The sequence below is a fragment of the Pseudomonas sp. 1912-s genome (assembly GCF_029269205.1).
Classification (GTDB): Bacteria; Pseudomonadota; Gammaproteobacteria; order Pseudomonadales; family Pseudomonadaceae; genus Aquipseudomonas.
Genome location: NZ_JARIXR010000019.1, coordinates 105,857 through 129,713, shown reverse-complemented (window position 1 = coordinate 129,713; position 23,857 = coordinate 105,857). Strand labels below are relative to the sequence as shown.

Genomic DNA, 23,857 nt, shown 5'->3' with positions numbered 1-23,857 from the left:
TTTTAACTGCGATAGCGGCCTCTACAAAGGACGTAGACGGATATGGGGTGGTCGAGCTGAGGTGCGAAGTGTCCTTTACATGGCTGTCTTGTCCTCGAAGAGCCATAACCCGGTGATCGAGAGGTTTTACAACCACCTGCTTGCTGCAGGGAAGACGAAGAAAGTAGCGCTGGTGGCATGCATGAGAAAGTTGCTGACGATCCTGAATGCGATGGTGCGCGATCAAAAGCATTTCGCTGAAATGGCTTGAATTTCGACACGGTTGCTCACTCCGGCTTTGGASCGTGGGCCGCCGCGATGGGCCATCCTTGGCCCAGCGCGGCTAACCCGGCGTCCTGCCGGGTTACCCACGCTCCAAAGCCTGCGTTCGGCCAGCGTGGTTTAACGGGGCGCCTAAGATCAAGATCAAAAGCAGATCAACAGCACAGCGGCCTACAGGCCGGCTTGAGTGGTGTGAAGCAAAAGCAAAATCAAAATCTAAAGCGAGCACGATCCCCTGTAGGAGCTGGCTTGCCTGCGATGGCATCGCCTCGGTGTACCTGAAAAACCGAGGTGTCTGCATCGCAGGCAAGCCAGCTCCCACAGAAAAGCAGAGCTGCATCAGTTTCAGATTTGGCTTTCGCTCTGGCTTTTGATCTGGCTTCTACCACTCAAGCCGGCCGGTAGGCCGCTGTGCTGTTGCTTTTGATTTTGATCTGACTGCCCCATTCAGCCCGAGGCCGAACGCAGGTGGTGCGGAGCGGGTAAACCGGCAGGACGCCGGTTTAGCCGCGCTGGGCCAAGGATGGCCCATCGCGGCGGCCCGCGGAGCAGCGCCGGAGTGAGGGAACACCGAGCCTTAGCGAGGTGCCGACAGGCGGGGCAGAGCCCTTTGCTTACTTTGGGCTGGGCCGGCATTCCGGCTTTTCCAAAGTGAGTCGCTGTAAGAGCGAAACCATAAGTAGCCGTTACCTAAATAACGGATATGCACTCAAACCAAAATCAAGAATAAGCCACTCGGGAAACCCCTACCCCAAGCCCCTCCCGAAACGCCAAGTAATGCTTCAACACCTGCACCGGCGCCTCAATCTGCGGGTAGTGCCCAATATTCGCCAACACCACCGTATCCGCATGCGGCACCAACTCACGATATCGCTCCACCATATGCCCACCGGAAATCGGATCAACCTCCCCATCAATCACCCGCAACGGCACCTCCCCCCGCTGCATCGCAGCCACCCAGCGATCCCGTTGCCGCCGACGCTGAGGAATGTACGCAATCAACTTGTGCAAAATCCGTGGCCCATCCTGGCTCTCAATCAAACTCCAGAAATCATCCAGCGCACTTTCACTGGGCCGAGTCGCAGGCCCGAAAATTTGCCCAAAACTGTTGGCCAATGCATTGCGCCCAAACGTACGCCCGATCATCCAGCCCAACGGGCTCAGCAACAGCTTCTGCACCAACGCCGGACGATGCGTCTCCGGAAACAACCCACCGTTGAGAAACACACCACTGGCCATCTGAAACCGACCTTCGTAATGCCGCGCCAACAACTCCTGCGCGACGCTGTCACCGTAATCATGGGCCAGCACATGCACCGGCTGCTGCACCCAAAGATGCTCCAGCAGCGCCTGCTGCAAATCCGCCTGTTCCAGCAGGCAATAGGTGTGATCCAGCGGCTTGGCCGAATCGCCAAACCCCAGCATGTCGCAGGCAATCACCTGGTAACGTTGGGCCAGCGGCTGCCACAGGTAATGCCAGTCCCAGCTGGCCGTGGGGAACCCATGGATCAGCAGCAACGGCTCGCCCTGCCCCGCCACCCAGTAACGAATGGTGCGGCCGCGGAACTCGAAACTCTGGGCGCGCTGGCGCCAGATACGCAGTGGGATCTCGGCGAGTGGCATCAGCTTTTATACCCGGGGTCGAGTGCATCGAGTTTGCGCAGCAACGCCGGCCATGCCAGCGCGCCGCCCATGCCTTGGGCGCTTTTGGTGACCCCGGCGATCATCGCCCGGGCACCGGCCAGTATCGGTGGTGCGATGCTGATCAATTCGGCGCCACCGTTCTGCGCCATCACCTGGATGTCGCAGGTGCGCTGGAAGATGAACATCATCAGGAAGGTGTCGGCGATGCTGGCGCCACAGGTCAACAGGCCGTGGTTGTGTAGCATCAGGAAATTGTTTTGCCCAAGGTCGGCCTGCAAGCGGGCCTTTTCCTCGTGGTTCAGCGCCACCCCTTCGTAGGCGTGATAGGCCAGGCTGGAGAGCACGAACAAGGATTGCTGGCTGATGGGCAACACGCCCTGCTTCTGCGCGGAAACGGCGATGCCGGAAGCGGTGTGGGTGTGCAGTACGCAGACCACGTCGTGGCGTACTTCGTGGACCGCGCTGTGGATGGTGTAGCCCGCCGGGTTGACCTCGTAGGGGCTGTCCATCAGCTTGTTGCCGGCCTGGTCGACCTTCACCAGGCTCGACGCGGTGATCTCGTGGAACATCAGCCCGTAGGGGTTGATCAGGAAGTCTTCGGTGCCCGGCACCTTGGCCGAGATGTGGGTGAAAATCAGGTCGTCCCAGCCATGCATCGCTACCAACCGGTAGCACGCGGCGAGGTCGACACGGGCCTGCCATTCGGCCGCACTGACCTGATCTTTTACGCTGTGTGTCGATTGAACAGTGGCTAGGCTCACGGCAATGACCTCCTTGGCGCGTTTTATTATTTTTTTAAGTGAAGGGGCAATCCAGGCAGAAGAAGCAGTCTAGTCAGACCTCGAGGCCGCCGTAGTTGCATTGGCAGCCAGCTTGATGACCGAGCGGGTCAGTCCTGAGGATAGTTCGATTTTGTTCTGTGCGTGTCAGAGAAGCGACGCCAATAAAGGCGCGGCGAACAGGTTGAGCAACCCGGTCAGTACCATCACCAGCCCCGCCACCGAGCCTTCCTCGCCGCCCACTTCATGGGCCCGGCTGACGCCCGCGCCATGGGCGCCCACGCCGAATAACGCACCGCGTGCCAACGGCGTGCGCAGCGGCAACCACTTGAGCAGTACGCCGCCGAGCATGGCACCGAACACACCGGTAAACATCACGAACACGGCCGTCAGTTCCGGCACGCCGCCCAGGTCGGAAGACACCGGCATGGCGAACGGCGTGGTGATGGAACGGGGCACCAGCGACATCGTGACCGAACTGTCCAGCGCCAGGGCCCTGGCCAGGCCATAGGAGGTGGCGATAGACGCCACACTGCCCGCCACCATCCCCAGCAACAGGGCAGACCAATGGCGCATCAACAATTGGCGCTGTTGCCAGATCGGAATGGCAAACGCCACCGTCACCGGGCCCAGCACCAGCATCAGCCAGTGGGTGTCGGTGGAGTATTCGGCGTAGGCGGTTTTCATCGGCACGGCCACCGCCAGCAACAGTGCCGGGACCAGAATCAGCGGTGACAGCAGGTAGCGCCCGGTGCGCCGGTAGATCCAGCGGCTGAAGCCGTAGGCCCCCAGGGTCAGCGCCAGCCAGAACATCGGCATCAGCTCAAGCTTCATGGCGCAGCTTCCAGCGGCACACGAATTCCACGGTAAAGGCCGTCACCAGCATCACCGACAAGGTGCTGAAGCCGATCACCAGCATGATCCGCCAACCGTCATGGCGCACCAGGCCGCCGTAGTCCAGGAGGCTCATCAATGCAGGAATAAAGAACAGCAGCATCTCCGCCATCAGCACACCGGCGCCCAGTTGCAGGGCTGCCGGTTTCACCAGGCCAGTGGCGAAGGTCAGCAACAACAAGCCCAGGCCGACCACACCGCCAGGAATAGGCCAGCTCAGCCAGGCCGCCAATTGGCACCCCAGGAAGTAAATGGCCAGTAGGACGATCAGTTCAGCCAGCAACCGGCCGACGAGTTTGAAGGTGAAACGTTTCATGAGCTTTGGGTCCTCGCAGGGCTTCCATTTTAAAGAGGCCCCTGGCATCCCCACAGCGAATTGTTAGACTGCAAGCTATTCCAAACTGGAATCAGGTCAATGGAATTTAAACAGCTGCGCAGCTTTGTCGAAGTCATCCATCGGGGCGGTTTTACCCAGGCCGGCAAAACCCTGCACATCAGCCAGTCCGCCGTGAGCAAGCAGGTGGCCCAGCTGGAGCAAAGCCTGGGCACGCCGCTGCTGGATCGCCTGGGTTCGCAGATTCGCCTGACGGCTGCCGGGCAGGTGGTGCTGCAGCGGGCAGAGGCGATGCTGCGCCAGCAAGCCGAGTTGCTCAGTGAGCTGGATGACTTGAATCAACTGACCCGTGGCGAGCTGCGCATGGGCCTGCCGCAATTGGGCGGCGACACGCTGTTCGCCGGGCTGTTTGCCGAATACCGGCGGCGCTACCCGAACGTCACCATCCAGTTGCTGGAAGGCGGCAGTCGCAACATCGAGCAGGCGATCTTGAGCGGGGAGCTGGAAGTGGGTGGCAGCCTGATGCCCAGTGACCCGGCATTCGCCTGGCAAGCCTTCTGCGATGAGCCGCTCGACGCCCTGCTGCCGATGGACCATCCGCTGGCCGAGAACGCGCAGATCCGCCTGGAGGAATTGGCTGACACGCCGTTCCTGATGTACCAACGCAGTTTTGTGTTGAACGACCGCCTGCTACAGGCCTGTCAGCAACTGGGGTTCACCCCGAAGGAAAGCGGGCGCAGCGGCCAGGCAGATTTTCTCGCGGCCCTGGTGGCCGCCGGCCAAGGCGTGGTGTTGTTGCCCAGCGTGGTAGCCCGGGGCCTGGTGCGGCCCGGGGTGGTGCGCCTCACGCTCAAGGCGCCGGAATACCTGCGCTGGGACATTGCCTTTATCTGGCGTGAGGGCGCCTATCTGTCGAAAGCCGCCCAGGCCTGGCTGGCATTGCTACGCGAATTCCCGGTCAACCGCGCAGTGCAGTGACCAACTCGGCCAGCCACGGTTCGGCGTCGGCTTCCGGGGTCACGCTTTCGCTGGCGTCCAGGCGCAGCATCGGCAGCACTTCATGTACGCCCAACTCCGCAAACAGCTCGCGCATTTGCTCGCCGCCGCCGCAGAAAGTGTCGCCATAGCTGGCGTCGCCCAGGCCGATCACCGCGCCCGGCAGCCCGCGCCAGGCGGCCGGCAGTTGGTCGCGAATGGTCGAATACAGCGGCTGCAGGTTGTCGGGCAGTTCGCCCATGCCGGTGGTGGAGGTCACGGCCAAAAAGGCTTCAGGGGCAAAGCCCTGTACGTCGGCGAGGGTTGCACGCGGGTTGTGCCAGGCGTCGAAGCCGGCCGCGTTGAGGATGCTGGCAGCGTGACGGGCGACTTCTTCAGCGGTGCCGTAAACCGAGCCGGAAAGGATGGCGACTTTCATCAATCTGATCCTGTAGCTGACTAAAAGCCTGGGATATTAACAGCTGGGGCAAGTGGACAGGCGGCCGGCATGTCTTAAACTGCAAACTCCCAAGACAAGCCATGGACCGCTCAATGATTAACGCCAAGCTGATGCAACTGGTGATCAACGCTTCCAACGACGGCATCGTGGTTGCCGAGCGCGAAGGCAAGGACAAGCCACTGATCTACGTGAACCCGGCCTTCGAGCGCATGACTGGCTACACCCTCGACGAAATCCTCTACCAGGACTGCCGCTTCCTGCAATCGGGCGACCGTGACCAGCCGGGGCTGATGGCGATTCGCGAAGCCCTGGACAGCGGCGGCGCCTGCCGGGAAATCCTGCGCAACTACCGCAAGGACGGCACCCACTTCTGGAACGAGCTGTCGTTATCGACGGTTTATAACCAGGCCGACAAGCAGACCTATTTCGTCGGCGTGCAAAAAGACGTGACGGTACAGGTCAAGGCCCAGCAGCGTGTGGCGCAATTGGAAGGCCAATTGGCAGACCTCAGGGCGGAGCTTGCAGCACTCAAGGCGACGAGCGGATCTAACAAAAACTAGAAAACGCGGTCTTTAGAGAGATAATGGCGTTTTAATACCTCTCCCTTGAGCAAGATCAATGCAACGCGACGCGCTTTTGACGCAGGACGAGCTGGATTTTATTCAGACCATGCACCATAACCCGCAGCTCAACGTGCGGGATGCGTCGTCGAGCCTGACGGTCAACGGCGGTGCGCAGATTCGTGATCTGCTCACCCGCCTCGCCGCCCATGACCATGTCACCCTCCAGGCACAATTCGACAACCAGCAAATGACCTTTCCGCTGCAATTGGTGGAAGACGAGTTTCATGCCGTGCATTTGCGGCTGGGCGTACCGAGCATTTTCGAAGACGGGCCGATGATCCGCCCGTGGCGCCTGGCGCTTGAAGAGCCGGTCGCGCTGGAAAATATCAAAGGGCAGCCCGGTGCACTGTGGGTGCATGAGGTGTCGTTCAAGGGGTTGCTGGTGGAAATCCGCGGGCGGATCAAGGCCCCAAAAACCTTTTCCCTGTGGTTCAGCCCGTCCGGCTACGAGCGCATCTCGGTGCGCGGAACCCTGGAACGGGAAAATGCCCGTGGGTTGTTCGCCTACCGTTTAAGCCAGAGTGATGTGGATGAAACCGAGCGCCTGCGCCAGTTTATCCTGCAGCAACACCGCTTGTTTCACCCCGAAGTCCACGCCTGAAGTCAGGTATCCAGGCTGCCGCGCAGAAAATGCTGCAGGCGGCGCTGCATCAGTCGCCCTTCGTTGCCCAGGCAACCGACAGTCGACCCCCTCAATTGCTCCTGCGCCAACTCCGCCGCATCGCCCGCCAGCAAGAGCGGGCAATCCAGGGTCAAGGCCAGCCGCTCAAGGCGCCGGGGCAATTCCTGGGTAGGCGAGTGATTGGAGAACACCACGAGGGCCTGTGGTCTGGTTTTTTCGCAGATCAGTGTCAATTCATCCATCGGCTGCCCCACGGCCAGGACCTTGACCGCCAAGTCGTCACCGCTCATCAGCAGGCCTGCGACCAGCAACTCCAGCTCCCGGCATTCCCCGGCGATGGCCGCCAGCAACACCCGCGGTGCGGCCGAGGCACAGCCTGTTTGCAGGCGCTTCCAGGTGCGGCTGCGCAGGAAGCCATCAAAAAACAGCCATTCACTGGCTTGGCCAAAAAGCCCCTGGTGCCGCAACAGCTGCTGCCAGAGAGGCATCAGGATGTCCTGGAAAACCACCGAGACTGGATAGGCCGCGAAAATCTGGCCATACAACCGGTCCAGTTGCCGGTCGTCGAAGGCTCCGACGGCCGTTCGCAATTGCTGCTGCCACTGGTTCCATTCGTGTTCAGCGCCTGTCGGCACAGCGGCCGCCGCTTCCACTGGCTGATCATCACGGGCCAGGATTTTCCCGACCTTGCTCACCGCAACGCCACGCTCGATCCAGTCAAGAATGCGATGAACGGTCTCGATATCGGTGCGCGAATACAGACGGTGCCCACTTTCGGTGCGCACCGGCTGGATCAGCCCGTAACGACGCTCCCACGCACGCAGCGTGACCGGGTTGATGCCTGTCAATCTTGCCACTTCGCGAATCGGAAACAGTTCATCGGAATCAGCGGGGTCGCCAAGCGCCATATCAGGAGAGGGAGCAATCATTACGGACATCTGGGCACTGAATCATCGATGGGAAGTTGGATCCCATTTAACGCCCATACAACTGTCTGATTCAAGGTCTTCAGTTAACCGACCAGTGCCGCTGGCGTATTTTTTCAAAACAGGAATAATCCTTGCCTGTTTTTTCAACGTGGCTGCTTACCCCGCAGCTTCGTTCGTGCGCCCCCTACCCGGCCCGGCGCACCTGATCCTTATGGAGATACACAATGTCTACCTCCCCTGTCACCCTGATGGTTGCGCGCCGCGTGGCCAAGGGTCGTTATGAAGAGTTGATGGCTTGGCTGCGCGAAGGCGAGCAATTGGCCACCGATTTCCCCGGTTACCTGGGCTCCGGCGTGCTTGCACCGCCGCCCAACGATGATGAATTTCAGATTATTTTCCGCTTCGCCGACGAAAAGACCCTGCATGCGTGGGAGTTTTCCGCATCCCGTGGTGCATGGCTCGGTCGTGGCAGCGAGCTGTTTGCCGCGCCGTCGGAACATCGCGTACGCGGCATAGACGGCTGGTTTGGCGCCGCCGCCGCACGACCACCGCGCTGGAAGCAGGCCGTGGCCATCTGGCTGGCATTTTTCCCGGTGTCGCTGCTGTTCAACTTCGGCCTTGAGCCGCTGCTCAGCGAGTTGGGCTTGTTGAGCCGCGTGCTGGTCAGCACCCTGGCGCTCACACCGCTGATGGTTTACTTCTTTATCCCGTTGTCGACCCACCTGCTGGCCGGCTGGTTGCATCCGGCTCCGGCCCGGGTAAAGGCCACCGAAGCCACCGCTTGAGTACAAGGGAGGCCGCTCGCTGGTATAGTTTTAGCCTGCCAGCGACCCGAGCCTCCCATGTCTTCCACTCCCGCCCCGATCCTGATCACCGGTGCCGGCCAGCGTGTCGGCCTGCATTGCGCCCTGCGCCTGCTGGACGAAGGGCAGCCGGTGATTTTCAGCTACCGCAGTGACCGTCCCGGCGTGCAGACCTTGCGCGAGCGCGGCGCGATTGGCGTGTTTGCCGATTTTTCTTCCGAGGCCGGCACTCTCGGCTTCATCGACGAACTGCAAAAGCACACCCAAAGCCTGCGGGCGATCATCCATAATGCCTCGGCCTGGGAAGCGGAAACGCCCGGCGACGAGAGCCGCGCCTTTGCCGATATGTTCAGCGTGCACATGCTTGCGCCGTACCTGATCAACCTGCATTGTGCGCACTTGCTGCAACGCTCCACGCCTGCGGATATCGTGCACATCAGCGACGACGTGACCCGCAAGGGCAGCCGCCAGCACATTGCCTACTGCGCCACCAAGGCCGGGCTCGACAGCCTGACCCTGTCGTTTGCCGCGCAGCTTGCACCGGATATCAAGGTGAACGGCATTGCCCCGGCGATGGTGATGTTCAACGAGGGCGACGACGCGGCCTATCGCGCCAAGGTCCTGGCCAAGGCGGCACTGGGCATCGAACCCGGCCCCGAGGTAATTTACCAGAGCGTGCGTTACCTGCTGGATAACCCTTATGTCACCGGTACCACCCTGACCGTCAACGGCGGGCGGCATATCAAGTAAGCCGTTTGCGAGGATGTTGTATGACTTTATCCCTGCCCCACCACTACCGCGAAATTCTCAAGGGCCTGGGTGAAGACCCGGAGCGCGAAGGGTTGCTCGACACACCAAAGCGGGCCGCCAAGGCCATGCAGTACCTGTGTCATGGCTACGAGCAGAACCTGGAAGAAATCGTCAACGGTGCGCTGTTTGCCTCCGACAACGACGAGATGGTGATCCTCAAGGACATCGAGTTGTATTCGCTGTGCGAGCATCACCTGCTGCCCTTTATCGGCAAGGCCCATGTGGCCTATATTCCGACCGGCAAGGTGCTCGGCCTGTCGAAGCTGGCGCGTATCGTCGACATGTTCGCCCGGCGCCTGCAGATCCAGGAAAACCTCACGCGGGAAATCGCCGACGCCATCCAGACCGTGACCCAGGCCGCCGGCGTGGCGGTGGTGATCGAAGCCAGGCACATGTGCATGATGATGCGCGGTGTCGAAAAACAGAATTCAACCATGAACACCTCGGTGATGCTCGGCGCCTTCCGCGAGTCGAACACCACGCGCATGGAGTTCCTGCAATTGATTGGACGGAGCAAGTAGCAATGCCACAACTTCAGCCAGGCATGGCGCGCATCCGGGTCAAAGACCTGTGCCTGCGCACGTTTATCGGGATCAACGAGGACGAAATCCTCAACAAGCAGGATGTGTTGATCAACCTGACCATCCTGTATGCCGCCCAGGAAGCCGTACGCGACAACGACATCGACCACGCGCTGAACTACCGCACCATCACCAAGGCCATCATCGCTCATGTGGAAGGCAACCGCTTTGCCCTGCTGGAGCGCCTGACCCAGGAAATCCTCGACCTGGTGATGGGCAATGCGTCGGTGCTGTACGCCGAAGTCGAAGTCGATAAACCCCATGCGTTGCGTTTTGCCGAATCGGTGTCGATCACCCTTGCGGCCAGCCGCTAACCCTATTGAATCCGTAGTGAGCCCCATGACTGATCAACAACGCCTCGAACTCGAAGCCGCCGCCTTCCGCCGGCTGGTGGCACACCTGGACAGCCGCAAGGATGTGCAGAACATCGACCTGATGAACCTCTCGGGCTTCTGCCGCAACTGCTTGTCCAAGTGGTACAAGGCCGAGGCCGACGAGCGCCAGATCGAGCTCAGCCTCGATGACGCCCGTGAAGTGGTGTACGGCATGCCGTACGCCGAGTGGAAAGCCCAATACCAGCAAGAAGCCAGTGCCGAACAGCAAGCGGCATTCGCCAAAGGAAAAACCCATGACTGACCTGAACACCCTGCGCGCCAGCCTCAACAGCGGCGAACACGTCTTCGCCGACACCCTGGCCTTTGTTGCCGCCGGTTACGACTACCAGCCACAGGCCTTCACCAACGGCAGCGTGGAAAACGCCGCCGGGCAGAACGAAGGCTCGTGCAAGACCCTCGGCCTGGCGTTGCTGGAAGGCTTGAATGACCAGGAAGCACTGTTGGCGTTCGGTGAGCATTACCGTTCGGTGCTGGCCACGCCTGAGGGCAGTGACCACGGCAATATTCGTGCGCTGATCGAGCATGGGTTGGCGGGTGTGAAGTTCACTCGGCAGCCACTGACCCGCCGCTGATTCAATTGGATAACCCGGTTTAATGTGGGAGCTGGCTTGCCTGCGATAGCGGTGTGTCAGCCAACGCCGCTATCGCAGGCAAGCCAGCTCCCACAGTGATTGGGTTAACACTTCTGGACTGCGGTGCGACATAAATCGCGCGCATAAAAAAACCGGCCTCGCAGCCGGTTTTTTTTTGTTTCTACGGTTTAGAACGCAGCGTCCTTCAAACCGTCGAGGTAACGCTCGGCATCCAGTGCCGCCATGCAGCCAGCGCCGGCGGAGGTGATCGCCTGACGGTACACGTGGTCAGCCACGTCACCGGCAGCGAAGATACCTTCGATGTTGGTGGCCGTCGCGTTGCCTTCACGGCCGCCCTGCACGATCAGGTAACCGTCTTTGGCATCCAGCACGCCTTCGAACAACGAGGTGTTCGGGGTGTGGCCGATGGCGATGAACACGCCGTCGACTTTCAGCTCGTCGAAGCTGCCGTCGTTGTTTTTCAGGCGAGCACCGGTCACGCCCATGTTGTCGCCCAGGACTTCATCCAGGGTGGCGTTGAGCTTGAGGATGATCTTGCCTTCGGCCACGCGGGCATGCAGCTTGTCGATCAGGATCTTCTCGGCGCGGAAAGTCTCGCGGCGGTGAACCAGGGTCACGGTGCTGGCGATGTTGGCCAGGTACAGCGCCTCTTCCACGGCAGTGTTGCCGCCACCGACCACAGCCACCGGCTTGTTGCGGTAGAAGAAACCGTCGCAGGTCGCGCAGGCCGAAACGCCCTTGCCCATGAACGCTTCTTCCGACGGCAGGCCCAGGTAACGGGCGCTGGCGCCGGTGGCGATGATCAGCGCGTCACAGGTGTACACGCCGCTGTCGCCGGTCAGGCTGTAAGGCTTCTTGGAGAAGTCGACCTTGTTGATGTGATCAAACACGATTTCGGTTTCGAAACGCTCGGCGTGTTCTTTCATGCGTTCCATCAGCACCGGGCCGGTCAGGCCGTGGACATCGCCCGGCCAGTTGTCGACTTCGGTGGTGGTGGTCAACTGACCGCCCGCTTGCATGCCGGTGATCAGCAACGGCTTGAGGTTGGCCCGGGCAGCGTAGACGGCAGCGCTGTAACCGGCAGGGCCGGAACCGAGAATAATCACTCGCGAATGACGGGTATCAGACATGACTCACTCCTATCGACCGCCCGGACTACAGAACGGCTGGAATAAAAAAGGACCGCGAAGCACTTGGGGAAGGCTTGAACTCGCAGATCCTGAAAATAATGGGTGCAGCGTATAGAGGGAGGCAAGATTAAGGAAATACGGAATAACAATCCAGCTCATAGGTGGTCTCTATCCCGTGCCCTCTATTAATCGACACCTTTGTTACCGTTAATGTCGTGATGCGGGCCGTGCTTTCCCGGTCTTCGCAAAGCCGGTAAGGTCGGCGCGTTCGCCCCCATTGCCCGGAGTTACCCATGCCCGCCCCCGTTCTTTCAGGCCCACAATACCTGCGCGAAGGCCTCAAACTGGTGCTCAGCCCCGGCTTGCGCCTGTTCGTCCTGCTGCCGCTGGCAATCAATCTGATACTGTTCGTCGGGTTGATCTACTTCGCCGGCCATCAGTTCAGCCTGTGGGTCGACACGCTGATGCCCACCTTGCCGAGCTGGCTGAGCTTCCTCAATTATCTGTTGTGGCCTTTGTTCGTGGTGCTGGTGGTGCTGATGGTGTTTTTCACCTTCACCATGCTCGCCAACATCATCGCTGCGCCGTTCAACGGCTTTCTGTCGGAAAAGGTCGAAGTGGTGGTACGCGGCACCGATGATTTCCCGGCGTTCAGCTGGGCTGAGTTGGCGGCCATGGTGCCGCGCACCCTGGCCCGGGAAATGCGCAAGCTGGGCTACTTCCTGCCCCGGGCCATCGGCCTGTTTATCCTGTCGTTCATTCCGGTGGTCAACCTGGTGGCTGCGCCGCTTTGGCTGTTGTTTGGCGTGTGGATGATGGCGATCCAGTACATCGACTACCCGGCGGACAACCACAAGCTGGGCTGGAACGAAATGCTTGCCTGGCTGCGCCAGAAACGCTGGCAGAGCATGAGCTTTGGCGGGATCGTCTACCTGGTGTTGCTGGTGCCGGTGGTCAACCTGCTGATGATGCCGGCAGCGGTGGCCGGGGCCACGCTGTTCTGGGTGCGTGAACAGGGCGCCGAGGCGATGCTCGTTAAAAAGCCCTGAGCCGTCACAAATCCATCATCCAAAAGACACAATGACGACATGGCCCGCGCCGACACTGTGGGTCATGACGACAGCTTCGCTCCACATCACCCTGATCACCGAAACCTTCCCGCCAGAGATCAACGGGGTGGCCAATACCCTTGGCCGCCTGTGTGATGGTTTGCGCGCGCGCGGGCATCAAGTCGAACTGGTTCGCCCGCGCCAGGGCAGCGACCAGAGCCGGCCCAGCGACGACGGCCTGATGCTGTGCCGCGGCTGGCCGCTGCCGGGCTATCCGGGGCTGCAATGGGGCCAGTCGTCGATGCACAAATTGTTGCGGCGCTGGACCCGCCAGCGCCCGGATGTGCTGTATATCGCCACTGAAGGGCCCCTGGGTTTGTCGGCGTTGCGGGCGGCGCGGCGCCTGGGGATCAGCGTGGTAAGCGGCTTTCATACCAACTTCCAGCAGTATTCCAACCAGTACGGCCTGGGCATGCTGAGCCGGGTGCTGACCCACTATCTGCGCTGGTTCCATAACCGCTCCACCCTGACCCTGGTGCCCAGCGCCAGCCAGCGCCTGGAGCTGGAGCGGCGTCATTTCGAGCGCCTGGGCATGCTCGCACGCGGCGTCGACAGCCAGCTGTTTCACCCGGCCAAACGCGACAACGCATTGCGTGAAAGCTGGGCGTTGAACAGTGAGCAAATCGCGGTGCTGCACGTAGGACGCCTGGCCCAGGAGAAAAACCTCGGGCTGCTCAAACGTTGCTTCGAAACACTGCAAGACACCTATCCACTGCGCCAGATGAAACTGATCATCGTCGGTGACGGCCCGCAACGGGCAATGCTGGAGAAGGAACTGCCGGAGGCGATTTTCTGCGGCACCCTGCGTGGCGAAGAACTGGCCAGGCACTATGCGTCCGGGGACCTGTTCCTGTTCCCCAGCCTGACTGAAACCTTCGGCAACGTGGTGCTGGAGGCCATGGCGTCCGGATTGGGTGTGGTGGCGTACGACCAGGCAGCGGCGACCCAACACATTCGCCATGGCTACAGCGGCGTGTTGGCAATGCCGGGGGATGAGGAGGCGTTTTGCGATGCGGCCAAGTGGCTGCTGGAAGAGCGCGAGAGTTTGCGCCGGGTGCGGCTCAATGCGAGGCAACACGCCAGCCGTCAGGGTTGGCCGGCGATTATCGAGCAGTTTGAGCGGCAGTTACGCGGGGTGTGCGAGGACGAGCAACCGGTGCCCGCCCTGTCGCCCCTTACACCAACGTCGTCAACGCCTCACGACTGAACGGCAGGATGTCGCCTTCACGGCCTTCGCGAACCTTCAGCGCCCAATCCGGATCCACCAACAGCGCACGGCCCACGGCGACCAGGTCAAACTCGTCGTTGTTCAGGCGCTCCAGCAGTTTTTCCAGGCTGGCCGGTTGCGCGACCTTATCGGTGTTAACCATGAACTGCAGGAACTCGCCATCCAGGCCGACGCTGCCCACGGTGATGGTCGGCTTGCCGGTGAGCTTGCGGGTCCAGCCGGCCAGGTTGAGTTCGGAGCCGTCGAACTCCGGCTCCCAGAAACGACGTGTGGAGCAGTGGAAAATATCCACGCCGGCGTCAGACAACGGCTTGAGGAATTCACCCAGCGCTTCGGGGGTTTGCACCAGGCGCGCGGTGTAGTCCTGCTGCTTCCACTGGGAGAAACGCAGGATGATCGGGAAGTCCGGCCCAACGGCGGTGCGGATGGCCTGGATCAATTCGATGGCGAAACGCGAACGGTTGGCCAGGCTGCCGCCGTATTCGTCGGTGCGCTGGTTGGTGCCTTCCCAGAAGAACTGGTCCACCAGGTAGCCGTGGGCGCCGTGGATTTCCACGCCGTCCATGCCGATGCTCTGGGCATCCTTGGCGGCTTGGGCGAAGGCGGCGATCACGTCCTTGATGTCTTGCACGGTCATGCCGTGGACGACGACGTTGCCGTCCTTGAGTTTTTCGGTGGGGCCGTAGGCCGGCACGCTGGCGTCCGGCTCGGTGCCGATGCGTCGTACGCTACCCACGTGCCACAGTTGCGGGACGATCTTGCCGCCTTCGGCGTGCACCGCGTCGACCACTTTCTTCCAGCCGGCCAGGGCGGCTTCACCGTAGAAATGCGGGACGTTCGGGTAGCCGTTGGAAGCCGGGTGCCCGACCACGGTGCCTTCGGTGATGATCAGGCCTACACCGGCGGCGGCACGGCGGCGGTAGTACTCGATCACCTTGGAATTAGGTACGCCACCCGGGGAGAACGAACGGGTCATCGGCGCCATGACCACACGGGTCGGCAGTTGCAGTGCGCCGAGCTGGAACGGTTTGAACAAGGCTTGGACAGGCATGGGAGCACTCCATAAGAAAAGGAATTTATGATGTGGATAATATGGAGTGTGCAGCGTGCTGGATAGCACTATTGATTAGGGTGATTAAGGGGTAAAAGCAGGAGGGCATGGGGCTGCTTCGCAGCCCAGCGGGAGCAAGCTCCCTCGCCACAGCAAGCTCCCTTGCCACAGAAACTCACTCGACAATGCTGAAAGTATCAGCTCAAGGCTTTTTCAATCGCCTGCACGATGGCAGGGTCATCCGGCGGCGTACGCGGCGAGAACCGCGCCAATACCCGGCCGTCTTTGCCGAGCAGGAATTTTTCAAAGTTCCAGGTGATGTCCCCGGGAAACTCCGCGCCCTCGCCCGCCAGCAATCGATACAGCTGGTGGCGATCGTGGCCATTCACCTCAAGCTTGCTGCCCAGGGGAAAGGTCACGCCATAGTTGAGGCTGCAAAATTCCTGGATTTCTTCTTCAGTGCCCGGTTCCTGCCCGGCAAATTGATTGCACGGCAGCCCCAGCACGGTAAAACCCTGGGCTTTGTATTGCTGATAGAGGTTTTCCAGCGCTGCGTACTGTGGTGTCAAACCACATTTGGAGGCGACGTTGACCACCAGCACGACTTGCCCCTTGAAGGGCGCCAGAGGCAGCTCCTGACCATCCAGGGCTTTGAGTTTAAGGTCGTGGAAAGCACTCATGACGAACTCCAGATATCCCATGTTCTTCGTAACGGCCATTCGAGATTACAGCCGCCAAGTCGGCAAGAATAGCCGCCAAATGAAAAAGGCGCCCGAAGGCGCCTTTTTCCAACTGACAGAGCGTCGCTCAGTCAATTAATGGTGGTGACCACCTTCGCCGTGCACGTGGCCGTGGGCCACTTCTTCCTGGGAAGCGTCACGGATAGCGACGATCTTCACCTGGAAGTTCAGGCGCTGGCCAGCCAGCGGGTGGTTGCCGTCGACGGTCACGTCGTCGCCGTCCAGGTCACGGATGGTGACGATTTGCATCTGGCCGTCCGGAGCGGAAGCGTGGAACTGCATGCCCACTTCCAGCTCGTCGACGCCTTCGAACATGCTGCGGCTCAGGGTGCTGACCAGTTCGGCAGCGTATTCGCCGTAGGCATCTTCAGGTTCTACGGCAACGGTCAGTTCATCACCGACCTCTTTGCCTTCCAGGGCCTTTTCCAGGCCCGGGATGATGTTACCTGCACCTTGCAGGTAGACCAGCGGCGCGCCGCCGGCAGAACTGTCGATGACCTCACCAGCGTCGTTGGTCAGGGTATAGTCAATGGAGACAGCCTTATTGGCGGCGATCGGCATGGGGCGAGACCTTTTGCAGAAGAATGAAGAACGGACAAGTCTAAACAAGGATTTGCCCGAAAGCGAACACAACCCGGACGGACGGGGTCGAACAACTGACCCGACGGTCGTCGGATTTCACCAGGACGAAGACCGGCACTGGGTCGTCGAGCTTTCCTGCGGTCACACCCAGCACCTGCGCCACCAGCCGCCGTGGCAATCCCGGGCCTGGGTCACGGACCCGGCGCAACGCCTTGAAAAAATAGACAAGCCCTTTACGTGCGGCTGGTGTGCGCAAGGCTCAGATAAAGATAACCTTGGCACCTGATTCCCGGTAGGCAGCCAGCCATAGGCCGCCACCGAAGCCATGCACCTCCAGAGAATTCGCATGCAGACTTTTTTTATCGCGCCCACCGATTTTGGTGTGGGTCTGACCTCCATCAGCCTTGGGCTGGTACGTACCCTTGAACGGGCCGGGCTGAAAGTCGGCTTCTTCAAACCGATTGCCCAGCCGCACCCCGGCGACACCGGCCCCGAGCGCTCCACCGAGCTGGTGGCCCGTACCCACGGCCTCAAACCGCCCCAACCCCTGGGCCTGGCCCATGTAGAGCGGATGCTCGGCGACGGCCAGCTGGATGAGCTGCTGGAGGAAATCATCACCCTTTACCAGCAAGCCGCCGTGGGCAAGGACGTGTTGATCGTCGAAGGCATGGTGCCGACCCGCAGCGCCAGCTATGCGGCCCGGGTCAACCTGCACCTGGCCAAGAGCCTGGACGCCGAAGTGATCCTGGTCTCGGCCCCGGAAAACGAAGTGCTCACCGAACTCTCCGGCCGCGTGGAACTGCAGGCCCAGCTGTTCGGCGGCCCGAAAGACCCAAAAGTGCTGGGCGTGATCCTCAACAAGGTGCGCACCGACGAAAGCATGGAAGCGTTCTCGGCGCGGCTCAAAGAGCATTCGCCGTTGTTGCGCAGCGGCGATTTCCGCCTGTTGGGCTGCATCCCGTACCAACCGGAACTCAACGCCCCGCGCACCCGCGACGTGGCCGACCTGATGGGCGCGCAGATCCTCAACGCCGGTGATTACGAAAGCCGGCGCATGACCAAAATCATCATCTGTGCGCGCACCATGCGCAACACCGTGGAGCTGCTCAAGCCCGGCGTATTGGTCGTGACACCCGGCGACCGCGACGACATCATCCTCGCCGTCAGCCTGGCCGCCATCAACGGCGTGCCGCTGGCCGGTTTGCTGCTGACCAGCGACACCCTGCCCGACCCACGGATCATGGACCTGTGCCGGGGCGCCTTCCAGGCCGGGCTGCCGGTGTTGTCGGTGAGCACCGGCTCCTACGACACCGCCAACCAGCTCAACAGCCTGAACAAGGAAATCCCGATTGATGACCGCGAACGTGCGGAGATCATCACCGACTTCGTCGCCAGCCACCTCGACGCCCGCTGGCTGCACCAACGCTGCGGCACGCCGCGGGAAATGCGCCTGTCGCCGGCGGTGTTCCGTTATCAACTGATCCAGCGCGCCCAGGCTGCCAACAAGCGCATCGTGCTGCCCGAAGGCAGCGAGCCGCTGACCGTGCAGGCCGCGGCCATCTGCCAGGCACGCGGGATTGCCCGTTGCGTGCTGCTGGCCAAGCCGGCCGACGTGGAAGCCGTGGCCCGCGCCCATGGCATCGAGCTGCCCGAAGGCCTGGAGATTCTCGACCCCGACCTGATTCGCCAGCGTTATGTGGAACCGATGGTAGCGCTGCGCAAAACCAAAAGCCTCAACGCGCCGATGGCCGAGCAACAACTGGAAGACACCGTGGTGATCGCCACCATGATGCTCGCCCTGGATGAAGTCGACGGCCTGGTCTCCGGCGTCATCCACTCCACCGCCAACACCATTCGCCCGGCCTTGCAGCTGATCAAGACTGCACCGGGCTGCACCCTGGTTTCGTCGGTGTTCTTCATGCTGTTCCCGGAGCAAGTGCTGGTGTACGGCGACTGCGTGATGAACCCGCACCCCAGCGCAGCAGAGCTGGCGGAAATCGCCCTGCAAAGTGCCGACTCGGCCGCCGCATTCGGTATCACGCCGCGAGTGGCGATGATCAGTTATTCCAGTGGTGACTCCGCCACGGGAGAAGAGGTCGAGAAGGTCCGCGAAGCCACGCTGCTCGCCCACGAAGCCCAAAGTTCGCTGTTGATCGACGGCCCGTTGCAATACGACGCCGCCGCCAACGAAACCGTGGCCCGGCAACTGGCGCCCAACAGCCTGGTAGCGGGCAAGGCCACGGTGTTTGTGTTCCCCGACCTGAACACCGGCAACACCACCCACAAGGCGGTGCAGCGCAGCGCCGATTGCGTGAGCCTCGGGCCGATGCTGCAAGGCCTGCGCAAACCGGTCAACGACCTGCCCCGTGGGGCGCAGGTGGACGACATCGTGTACACGATCGCATTGACCGCGATTCAAGCCGCCAACCGACCTATGGATGTCTAAATGCTGGATTTTCTACCTGCCGCCGTGCGCGGGGTGATCGCCTCGCTGTTGCTGGCGTTGAACACGATCCTGCTGTGCTCGTTCCTGTTTATCGTGGCGCTGTTCAAGGCGTTGCCGTTTGCCAAGCGCTTCAGCGAGTGGCTGATGAACCAGACCCACGAGGCCTGGATCAGCAACAACAAGGCCTGGATGAACCTGGTGCGCCGCACCCGCTGGCACATCAAGGGCCTCGAAGGCCTGGACTATCAGCACTCGTACCTGGTGACCAGTAACCACCAGAGCTGGGTCGATATCATGGTGCTGCAATACGTGCTCAACCGGCGTATTCGTCCGCTGAAGTTTTTCCTCAAGCAGGAGCTGATCTGGGTCCCGGTGATCGGCCTGGCGTGGTGGGCCCTGGGCTTCCCGTTCATGAAGCGCTACACCAAGGCGTACCTGGAAAAGCACCCGGAGAAGAAAGGCAAAGACCTGGAAACCACCCGCAAGACCTGCGCGAAGTTTCGCCACAACCCGGTGGGCATCTTCAACTTTGCCGAAGGCACGCGATTTACCCCCGGCAAGCATGCGCAGCAGAAGTCACCGTTTCGTTATCTGCTCAAGCCCAAGGCGGGCGGCATTGCGTTTGTGCTGGATGCCATGGGCGAGCAGTTGAAGTCGCTGGTGAACGTGACCATTCACTACCCTGCCGGGCGCCCGGGTTATTGGGCTTTGCTCTGCGGCAATGTGAAGGACGTTGTCGTGCAGTTTGAAGAGGTGCAGATTCCGCCCGGTTTTATCGGCAAGAATTATGAGCAGGATGGGGAGTATCGGTTGGCGTTCCAGGGCTGGATCAACCGGTTGTGGGAAGAGAAGGACGAATTGCTCGCCAAATTGCACACAGATTATCCCGCCAGTCACTGATCAAAATGTAGGAGCGGGCTTGCTCGCGAATGCGGTGTGTCCGTTTATGCCTGTGGCGGCTGACACTCTGCTTTCGCGAGTAAGCCCGCTCCCACATTTGACCGAGTTGTTTTCAAGGCTCCATAAAAAAGCCCGCCAACGTGGCGGGCTTTTTTGTGCGGATCTAAAGCTTAGATCGCGCCGCGCTGACGCAGCAGCTCCAGCACTTGCTTGACGCTGTCTTCCAGCGACAGTGCCTGGGTATCGATCACCAGGTCGGCGTTCAACGGCACGTCATACGGGAAGGATTCGCCCGGGATGTTATCCCCGCCCGCCGCGTACAAGCCTTGCGGATCGCGCTCGGCGCACACCAGCGGCGAAGCCTGCACGTACACGGTCAGCAGACGATCACCGCCGATCAGTGCCTTGGCCTGTTCGCGCCCTTCAGCATCCGGGGCAACGAACGCAGCCAGGGTCAGCAAGCCCGCTTCGTTGAACTGACGCGCCACGTGGGCGGCACGACGCCAGTTCTCGGTACGCCCGGCACGGTCCTGCGGCAGGCCCTTGTTCAGGTCATGGCGCAGGTTCTGGCCATCCAGCACAAACACCGCACGGCCCATGTCGAACAACTTGCGCTCGACCGCGTAGGCCAGGGTGCTTTTGCCGGCGCCCGACAAACCGCTGAACAACACGGTCGCCGGTTGCTGGCCGAAGCGCTGGGCACGTTCTTCGGTGGCCACGTGGGCCAGCTTGCCATGCTGAGCCGCGCTGCCATGGGTCACCGGCGGCGCGATGATCATGCCCGCGGCCACAGTGCCGTTGGTCAAACGGTCGATGACGATGAACGAACCGGTGGTGCGGTTGCTCGCGTAACCGTCCAGGGCGATGACAGCGTCGAGGCTGACCTTCACCCGGCCGATCTCGTTCAACTGCAAGGCGCTCGCCGGGCCTTCTTCCAGGGTGTTCACGTCCACGCGATGCACGATGCTGGTGATGGAACCCGGCACGTAGCTGGTGGCGCGCTTGATGTCGTATTTCTTGCCCGGCAGCATCGGTTCTTCAGCCATCCACACCAGCATGGCGTCGAAGGCGTCGGTCACTTGCGGCACGTTGTCGGCGTGTACCAACAGGTCGCCACGGGAAATGTCGATCTCGTCTTCCATGGTCAGGGTCACGGCCTGGCCAGGACCTGCGTTTTCCAGTTCACCTTCAAAGGTGACGATGGATTTGACGCGGCTACTCTTGCCCGACGGCAGCACCACGACTTCGTCGCCCTTGTGCACGATGCCGCTGGCCAGGGTGCCGGCGAAACCACGGAAGTTCAGGTTCGGACGGTTGACGTACTGCACCGGGAAACGCAGGTCGGTGTAGTTGCGGTCGTTGGCGATCTCGACGGTCTCGAGGATTTCCATCAGCGACTGGCCGGTGTACCAGGGCGAACGCTCGCTCTTGTTCACCACGTTGTCGCCCTTGAGCGCCGACATGGGTACGAAGGCCAGGGTGCTCGGCTTGAACGCGATACCGTCGGCGAACTTCAGGTAATCGGCCTTGATCGACTCGAACACGCTTTGGTCAAAGCCGTTGATGTCCATCTTGTTGATGGCCACCACGATGTGTTTGATGCCCAGCAACGAGGCGATAAAGCTGTGGCGACGGGTCTGGGTCTGCACGCCGTAGCGGGCGTCGATCAGGATGATCGCCAGGTCACAGGTAGACGCACCGGTGGCCATGTTGCGGGTGTACTGCTCATGGCCGGGGGTGTCGGCGATGATGAATTTGCGCTTGGCGGTGGAGAAGTAGCGGTAGGCAACATCGATGGTGATGCCCTGCTCACGCTCGGCCTGCAGGCCGTCGACCAGCAAAGCCAGGTCGATATCGTCGCCAGTGGTGCCGGATTTTTTCGAATCGCGGGTGATGGCTTCCAGATGGTCTTCGTAGATCATCTTGGAGTCGTGCAGCAGGCGCCCGATCAGGGTGCTCTTGCCGTCGTCGACGTTGCCACAGGTCAGGAAGCGCAACATTTCCTTGCGCTCGTGCTGGCCCAGGTAGGCGAGGATGTCCTCGCTGATCAAATCAGATTGATGCGACATGACAGCCCCTTAGAAATAGCCTTGACGTTTTTTATCTTCCATCGAGCCTGCACCATCGTGGTCGATGACACGGCCCTGGCGCTCGGAAGTTCGCGTCAGGAGCATTTCCTGAATGATGTCCGTCAGCGTCTCGGCTTCGGACTCCACCGCGCCCGTCAACGGGTAGCAGCCAAGGGTACGGAAACGTACTTTCTTTTTGACGATTCGGGCTTTGTCTTCGTCGGACAGGTGCTCGAGGATCCGGTCGTCGTCGATCATGATCAACGTGCCGTTCTTCTCGATCACTTCACGCTCGGCGGCGAAGTACAGCGGAACAATCGGGATGCCTTCCAGGTAGATGTACTGCCAGATGTCCAGCTCGGTCCAGTTGGACAGCGGGAACACACGAATCGACTCGCCCTTGTTGACGTTGCCGTTGTAGACGTTCCACAGCTCCGGGCGCTGGTTTTTCGGGTCCCAGCGGTGCTTGCTGTCGCGGAACGAGTACACACGCTCTTTGGCGCGGGACTTTTCTTCATCACGACGGGCACCGCCGAATGCAGCGTCGAAGCCATGCTTGTCGAGCGCCTGTTTCAGGCCCTCGGTCTTCATGATGTCGGTGTGCTTGGCGCTGCCGTGGGTGAACGGGTTGATGCCCTGCGCCACGCCGTCCGGGTTGACGTGGGTGATCAGGTCCAGGCCCAGCTCTTCGACCATTTTGTCGCGGAACTTGTACATCTCCTGGAATTTCCAGCGGGTGTCGACGTGCATCACCGGAAACGGCAGCTTGCCCGGGAAAAATGCCTTGCGCGCCAGGTGCAGCATCACGGCGGAGTCTTTACCGATCGAGTAGAGCATCACCGGGTTATCGAACTCGGCGGCGACCTCGCGGATGATGTGGATGCTTTCCGCCTCCAGCTGTTTCAGATGCGTCAGTTTGTCGACCATGGTTACTCACGGAAAAACGATCTTATGGACGGCCAGCGGGCCGTGTTCGAGCGGGGCATGCTAGCACAGCGCCTGATTCTATTGAGGGAGCCAGCTAGATCGAAACGGTATATGAATATACCGCCGGGTTTGGCTCGACTCGATCAAATGTGGTGTTCGTTAGATCGGGTTAGGGCAATCAATGAACAGGTGTTCCAAGGCAAAACGCCTTGCCAGGTAATCACCCAACGCCTGCACACCATATCGCTCAGTGGCGTGATGCCCGGCCGCGATAAAGCTGATGTCGTTTTCCCGGGCACTGTGGAACGTCTGCTCCGACGCTTCGCCACTCAGGTACAAGTCCACCCCGGCCAGTACCGCCTGGTCGATATACCCCTGGCCACCCCCGGTGCACCAGCCGACGCGGCGAATCATCTCGCTGCCTTCGATCAGCAGCGGCTCGCGGCCCATGGCTTCCTGCACGCGGCGGGCGAAGTCGCGGGGCGACACCGGCTCGGCCAGGGAACCCACCAGCCCGACGATCTTGAGGTTGTCCGGGTCCAGCGGGCCTTCGACGGTGATGTCCAGTTGCCGGGCCAGTTGCACGTTGTTGCCGACTTCCGGGTGCAGGTCCAGGGGCAAGTGGTAGGCCAGCAGGCTGATGTCGTGCTTGAGCAGGGTTTTCAGGCGGCGCTGCTTCATGCCGGTGATGCACGGGCTTTCGCCTTTCCAGAAATAACCGTGGTGCACCAGCACCAGGTCGGCCTGGGCTTCGACGGCGGCGTCCAGCAATGCCTGGCTGGCGGTCACGCCGCTGACGATGCGCAGCACCTGCGGCCGACCCTCGACCTGCAGGCCGTTGGGGCAGTAATCGGCGATTTTTGCACTATTAAGGTAGCGGTCCGCTTCCTCGACTAAGGTGCTCAGGGCTACGGCCATAAAAGACTCCTAAATATCCCGTTCAGAGGCGCTCACGGCCTCGTATAATGCGCG

General features: G+C 60.9%; 28 protein-coding genes. 15 read left to right on the top strand and 13 right to left on the bottom strand.

Going from position 1 to position 23,857, the window contains the following annotated elements:
- Positions 1-250: transposase (locus tag P3C29_RS22290; RefSeq protein WP_275965449.1), on the top strand; the 250-nt coding region annotated here is incomplete at its 5' end.
- Positions 251-981: 731 nt separating this feature from the next.
- Here P3C29_RS22290 and P3C29_RS22285 read toward each other — a convergent pair.
- From P3C29_RS22285 to P3C29_RS22270, 4 genes are all read right to left on the bottom strand, one after another.
- Entirely contained in the window at positions 982-1,884 is a 903-nt protein-coding gene (locus P3C29_RS22285) for an alpha/beta fold hydrolase (RefSeq protein ID WP_275965448.1), read from the bottom strand.
- A complete protein-coding gene (locus tag P3C29_RS22280; RefSeq protein ID WP_010176977.1) occupies positions 1,884-2,666 on the bottom strand; it encodes a class II aldolase/adducin family protein in 783 nt (260 codons plus the stop codon). Before P3C29_RS22280 ends, P3C29_RS22285 begins: the two co-directional genes overlap by 1 nt.
- Before the next feature lie 165 nt (positions 2,667-2,831).
- Positions 2,832-3,518, bottom strand: coding sequence for an LrgB family protein (locus tag P3C29_RS22275; RefSeq protein WP_010176978.1), 687 nt, complete (start codon positions 3,516-3,518; stop codon positions 2,832-2,834).
- Positions 3,508-3,894, bottom strand: a complete 387-nt coding sequence (locus tag P3C29_RS22270) for a CidA/LrgA family protein (protein WP_010176979.1) — start codon at positions 3,892-3,894, stop codon at positions 3,508-3,510. Before P3C29_RS22270 ends, P3C29_RS22275 begins: the two co-directional genes overlap by 11 nt.
- A gap of 99 nt (positions 3,895-3,993) precedes the next feature.
- Here P3C29_RS22270 and P3C29_RS22265 point away from each other — a divergent pair, with 99 nt between their 5' ends.
- Positions 3,994-4,890 (top strand): LysR family transcriptional regulator, encoded by an 897-nt coding sequence (locus tag P3C29_RS22265; RefSeq protein WP_010176980.1) that lies wholly within the window; start codon positions 3,994-3,996, stop codon positions 4,888-4,890.
- On the opposite strand, the gene P3C29_RS22260 is transcribed toward P3C29_RS22265, so the two are convergent.
- Positions 4,871-5,326, bottom strand: coding sequence for a flavodoxin (locus P3C29_RS22260; RefSeq protein ID WP_003208486.1), 456 nt, complete (start codon positions 5,324-5,326; stop codon positions 4,871-4,873). The two genes, P3C29_RS22265 and P3C29_RS22260, sit on opposite strands and share 20 nt — an antisense overlap.
- A gap of 113 nt (positions 5,327-5,439) precedes the next feature.
- On the opposite strand from P3C29_RS22260, the gene P3C29_RS22255 reads away from it, so the two are divergent.
- Positions 5,440-5,907, top strand: a complete 468-nt coding sequence (locus tag P3C29_RS22255) for a PAS domain-containing protein (RefSeq protein WP_275965447.1) — start codon at positions 5,440-5,442, stop codon at positions 5,905-5,907.
- A gap of 58 nt (positions 5,908-5,965) precedes the next feature.
- Positions 5,966-6,571 (top strand): hypothetical protein, encoded by a 606-nt coding sequence (locus P3C29_RS22250; RefSeq protein WP_010176983.1) that lies wholly within the window; start codon positions 5,966-5,968, stop codon positions 6,569-6,571.
- A gap of 2 nt (positions 6,572-6,573) precedes the next feature.
- On the opposite strand, the gene P3C29_RS22245 is transcribed toward P3C29_RS22250, so the two are convergent.
- A complete protein-coding gene (locus P3C29_RS22245) occupies positions 6,574-7,500 on the bottom strand; it encodes a MerR family transcriptional regulator (RefSeq protein WP_201121974.1) in 927 nt (308 codons plus the stop codon).
- A gap of 245 nt (positions 7,501-7,745) precedes the next feature.
- Between P3C29_RS22245 and P3C29_RS22240 the strand changes: the two genes are divergently transcribed.
- From P3C29_RS22240 to P3C29_RS22215, 6 genes are read left to right on the top strand one after another with little or no spacing between them, the layout of a single operon-like run.
- Positions 7,746-8,306, top strand: coding sequence for an antibiotic biosynthesis monooxygenase (locus P3C29_RS22240; RefSeq protein WP_010176986.1), 561 nt, complete (start codon positions 7,746-7,748; stop codon positions 8,304-8,306).
- A gap of 57 nt (positions 8,307-8,363) precedes the next feature.
- A complete protein-coding gene (folM, locus tag P3C29_RS22235; protein ID WP_201121748.1) occupies positions 8,364-9,074 on the top strand; it encodes a dihydromonapterin reductase in 711 nt (236 codons plus the stop codon).
- Positions 9,075-9,094: 20 nt separating this feature from the next.
- Positions 9,095-9,655, top strand: coding sequence for a GTP cyclohydrolase I FolE (gene folE / locus P3C29_RS22230; RefSeq protein WP_010176988.1), 561 nt, complete (start codon positions 9,095-9,097; stop codon positions 9,653-9,655).
- A 2-nt stretch (positions 9,656-9,657) separates the two neighbouring features.
- Entirely contained in the window at positions 9,658-10,029 is a 372-nt protein-coding gene (gene folX, locus P3C29_RS22225; RefSeq protein ID WP_010176989.1) for a dihydroneopterin triphosphate 2'-epimerase, read from the top strand.
- Positions 10,030-10,054: 25 nt separating this feature from the next.
- Positions 10,055-10,351, top strand: coding sequence for a DUF1244 domain-containing protein (locus tag P3C29_RS22220; RefSeq protein ID WP_003230838.1), 297 nt, complete (start codon positions 10,055-10,057; stop codon positions 10,349-10,351).
- Positions 10,344-10,682: a HopJ type III effector protein gene (locus P3C29_RS22215; RefSeq protein WP_201121749.1), complete on the top strand. Its 339-nt coding sequence runs from the start codon at positions 10,344-10,346 to the stop codon at positions 10,680-10,682. The genes P3C29_RS22220 and P3C29_RS22215 overlap by 8 nt, the downstream gene beginning before the upstream one ends.
- A gap of 188 nt (positions 10,683-10,870) precedes the next feature.
- On the opposite strand, the gene trxB is transcribed toward P3C29_RS22215, so the two are convergent.
- The gene (gene trxB / locus P3C29_RS22210) at positions 10,871-11,833 is read right to left on the bottom strand and encodes a thioredoxin-disulfide reductase (RefSeq protein WP_010176992.1); all 963 of its coding nucleotides are present in this window, start codon (positions 11,831-11,833) and stop codon (positions 10,871-10,873) included.
- 293 nt (positions 11,834-12,126) lie between these two features.
- Between trxB and cysZ the strand changes: the two genes are divergently transcribed.
- Complete coding sequence (gene cysZ, locus P3C29_RS22205; RefSeq protein ID WP_010176994.1) at positions 12,127-12,882, top strand: sulfate transporter CysZ; 756 nt, start codon at positions 12,127-12,129, stop codon at positions 12,880-12,882.
- A 64-nt stretch (positions 12,883-12,946) separates the two neighbouring features.
- Positions 12,947-14,149, top strand: coding sequence for a glycosyltransferase family 1 protein (locus P3C29_RS22200; RefSeq protein WP_275965446.1), 1,203 nt, complete (start codon positions 12,947-12,949; stop codon positions 14,147-14,149).
- On the opposite strand, the gene P3C29_RS22195 is transcribed toward P3C29_RS22200, so the two are convergent.
- From P3C29_RS22195 to P3C29_RS22185, 3 genes are all read right to left on the bottom strand, one after another.
- Positions 14,118-15,221, bottom strand: a complete 1,104-nt coding sequence (locus P3C29_RS22195) for an NADH:flavin oxidoreductase (protein WP_275965445.1) — start codon at positions 15,219-15,221, stop codon at positions 14,118-14,120. The two genes, P3C29_RS22200 and P3C29_RS22195, sit on opposite strands and share 32 nt — an antisense overlap.
- A gap of 197 nt (positions 15,222-15,418) precedes the next feature.
- Complete coding sequence (locus P3C29_RS22190) at positions 15,419-15,901, bottom strand: glutathione peroxidase (RefSeq protein ID WP_177077165.1); 483 nt, start codon at positions 15,899-15,901, stop codon at positions 15,419-15,421.
- Between the two features lie 135 nt (positions 15,902-16,036).
- Positions 16,037-16,522, bottom strand: a complete 486-nt coding sequence (locus P3C29_RS22185; protein ID WP_003208457.1) for a peptidylprolyl isomerase — start codon at positions 16,520-16,522, stop codon at positions 16,037-16,039.
- Here P3C29_RS22185 and P3C29_RS22180 point away from each other — a divergent pair.
- The 3 genes from P3C29_RS22180 to P3C29_RS22170 are packed head-to-tail and all read left to right on the top strand — an operon-like array spanning position 16,491 to position 19,889.
- Positions 16,491-16,829, top strand: a complete 339-nt coding sequence (locus tag P3C29_RS22180; protein WP_003208456.1) for a DUF3565 domain-containing protein — start codon at positions 16,491-16,493, stop codon at positions 16,827-16,829. The genes P3C29_RS22185 and P3C29_RS22180 overlap by 32 nt on opposite strands.
- 60 nt (positions 16,830-16,889) lie before the next feature.
- Entirely contained in the window at positions 16,890-18,989 is a 2,100-nt protein-coding gene (gene pta / locus P3C29_RS22175) for a phosphate acetyltransferase (RefSeq protein WP_010176998.1), read from the top strand.
- Positions 18,990-19,889, top strand: coding sequence for an acyltransferase (locus P3C29_RS22170; RefSeq protein ID WP_275965444.1), 900 nt, complete (start codon positions 18,990-18,992; stop codon positions 19,887-19,889).
- Between the two features lie 170 nt (positions 19,890-20,059).
- Here P3C29_RS22170 and cysN read toward each other — a convergent pair whose 3' ends face one another.
- The 3 genes from cysN to P3C29_RS22155 form a co-directional block, all read right to left on the bottom strand.
- Entirely contained in the window at positions 20,060-21,958 is a 1,899-nt protein-coding gene (gene cysN, locus P3C29_RS22165; protein WP_010177001.1) for a sulfate adenylyltransferase subunit CysN, read from the bottom strand.
- 9 nt (positions 21,959-21,967) lie between these two features.
- Positions 21,968-22,885 (bottom strand): sulfate adenylyltransferase subunit CysD, encoded by a 918-nt coding sequence (gene cysD, locus P3C29_RS22160; RefSeq protein ID WP_005784641.1) that lies wholly within the window; start codon positions 22,883-22,885, stop codon positions 21,968-21,970.
- Between the two features lie 159 nt (positions 22,886-23,044).
- A complete protein-coding gene (locus P3C29_RS22155) occupies positions 23,045-23,803 on the bottom strand; it encodes a Nif3-like dinuclear metal center hexameric protein (RefSeq protein WP_063033108.1) in 759 nt (252 codons plus the stop codon).
- Between the last annotated feature and the right edge of the window lie 54 nt (positions 23,804-23,857).

What these genes read in the sequence shown, in the direction of transcription:
- P3C29_RS22250 (WP_010176983.1), top strand. Translation starts at nt 5,966, where the DNA reads ATGCAACGCGACGCGCTTTTGACGCAGGACGAGCTGGATTTTATTCAG.
- P3C29_RS22155 (WP_063033108.1), bottom strand. Translation starts at nt 23,803, where the DNA reads ATGGCCGTAGCCCTGAGCACCTTAGTCGAGGAAGCGGACCGCTACCTT.
- P3C29_RS22170 (WP_275965444.1), top strand. Translation starts at nt 18,990, where the DNA reads ATGCTGGATTTTCTACCTGCCGCCGTGCGCGGGGTGATCGCCTCGCTG.
- folX (WP_010176989.1), top strand. Translation starts at nt 9,658, where the DNA reads ATGCCACAACTTCAGCCAGGCATGGCGCGCATCCGGGTCAAAGACCTG.
- cysD (WP_005784641.1), bottom strand. Translation starts at nt 22,885, where the DNA reads ATGGTCGACAAACTGACGCATCTGAAACAGCTGGAGGCGGAAAGCATC.
- P3C29_RS22255 (WP_275965447.1), top strand. Translation starts at nt 5,440, where the DNA reads ATGATTAACGCCAAGCTGATGCAACTGGTGATCAACGCTTCCAACGAC.
- pta (WP_010176998.1), top strand. Translation starts at nt 16,890, where the DNA reads ATGCAGACTTTTTTTATCGCGCCCACCGATTTTGGTGTGGGTCTGACC.
- P3C29_RS22270 (WP_010176979.1), bottom strand. Translation starts at nt 3,894, where the DNA reads ATGAAACGTTTCACCTTCAAACTCGTCGGCCGGTTGCTGGCTGAACTG.
- P3C29_RS22260 (WP_003208486.1), bottom strand. Translation starts at nt 5,326, where the DNA reads ATGAAAGTCGCCATCCTTTCCGGCTCGGTTTACGGCACCGCTGAAGAA.
- trxB (WP_010176992.1), bottom strand. Translation starts at nt 11,833, where the DNA reads ATGTCTGATACCCGTCATTCGCGAGTGATTATTCTCGGTTCCGGCCCT.
- P3C29_RS22190 (WP_177077165.1), bottom strand. Translation starts at nt 15,901, where the DNA reads ATGAGTGCTTTCCACGACCTTAAACTCAAAGCCCTGGATGGTCAGGAG.
- P3C29_RS22265 (WP_010176980.1), top strand. Translation starts at nt 3,994, where the DNA reads ATGGAATTTAAACAGCTGCGCAGCTTTGTCGAAGTCATCCATCGGGGC.
- P3C29_RS22245 (WP_201121974.1), bottom strand. Translation starts at nt 7,500, where the DNA reads ATGGCGCTTGGCGACCCCGCTGATTCCGATGAACTGTTTCCGATTCGC.
- P3C29_RS22185 (WP_003208457.1), bottom strand. Translation starts at nt 16,522, where the DNA reads ATGCCGATCGCCGCCAATAAGGCTGTCTCCATTGACTATACCCTGACC.
- P3C29_RS22275 (WP_010176978.1), bottom strand. Translation starts at nt 3,518, where the DNA reads ATGAAGCTTGAGCTGATGCCGATGTTCTGGCTGGCGCTGACCCTGGGG.
- folM (WP_201121748.1), top strand. Translation starts at nt 8,364, where the DNA reads ATGTCTTCCACTCCCGCCCCGATCCTGATCACCGGTGCCGGCCAGCGT.
- P3C29_RS22215 (WP_201121749.1), top strand. Translation starts at nt 10,344, where the DNA reads ATGACTGACCTGAACACCCTGCGCGCCAGCCTCAACAGCGGCGAACAC.
- P3C29_RS22180 (WP_003208456.1), top strand. Translation starts at nt 16,491, where the DNA reads ATGGAGACAGCCTTATTGGCGGCGATCGGCATGGGGCGAGACCTTTTG.
- P3C29_RS22285 (WP_275965448.1), bottom strand. Translation starts at nt 1,884, where the DNA reads ATGCCACTCGCCGAGATCCCACTGCGTATCTGGCGCCAGCGCGCCCAG.
- P3C29_RS22240 (WP_010176986.1), top strand. Translation starts at nt 7,746, where the DNA reads ATGTCTACCTCCCCTGTCACCCTGATGGTTGCGCGCCGCGTGGCCAAG.
- cysN (WP_010177001.1), bottom strand. Translation starts at nt 21,958, where the DNA reads ATGTCGCATCAATCTGATTTGATCAGCGAGGACATCCTCGCCTACCTG.
- P3C29_RS22200 (WP_275965446.1), top strand. Translation starts at nt 12,947, where the DNA reads ATGACGACAGCTTCGCTCCACATCACCCTGATCACCGAAACCTTCCCG.
- cysZ (WP_010176994.1), top strand. Translation starts at nt 12,127, where the DNA reads ATGCCCGCCCCCGTTCTTTCAGGCCCACAATACCTGCGCGAAGGCCTC.
- P3C29_RS22195 (WP_275965445.1), bottom strand. Translation starts at nt 15,221, where the DNA reads ATGCCTGTCCAAGCCTTGTTCAAACCGTTCCAGCTCGGCGCACTGCAA.
- P3C29_RS22220 (WP_003230838.1), top strand. Translation starts at nt 10,055, where the DNA reads ATGACTGATCAACAACGCCTCGAACTCGAAGCCGCCGCCTTCCGCCGG.
- folE (WP_010176988.1), top strand. Translation starts at nt 9,095, where the DNA reads ATGACTTTATCCCTGCCCCACCACTACCGCGAAATTCTCAAGGGCCTG.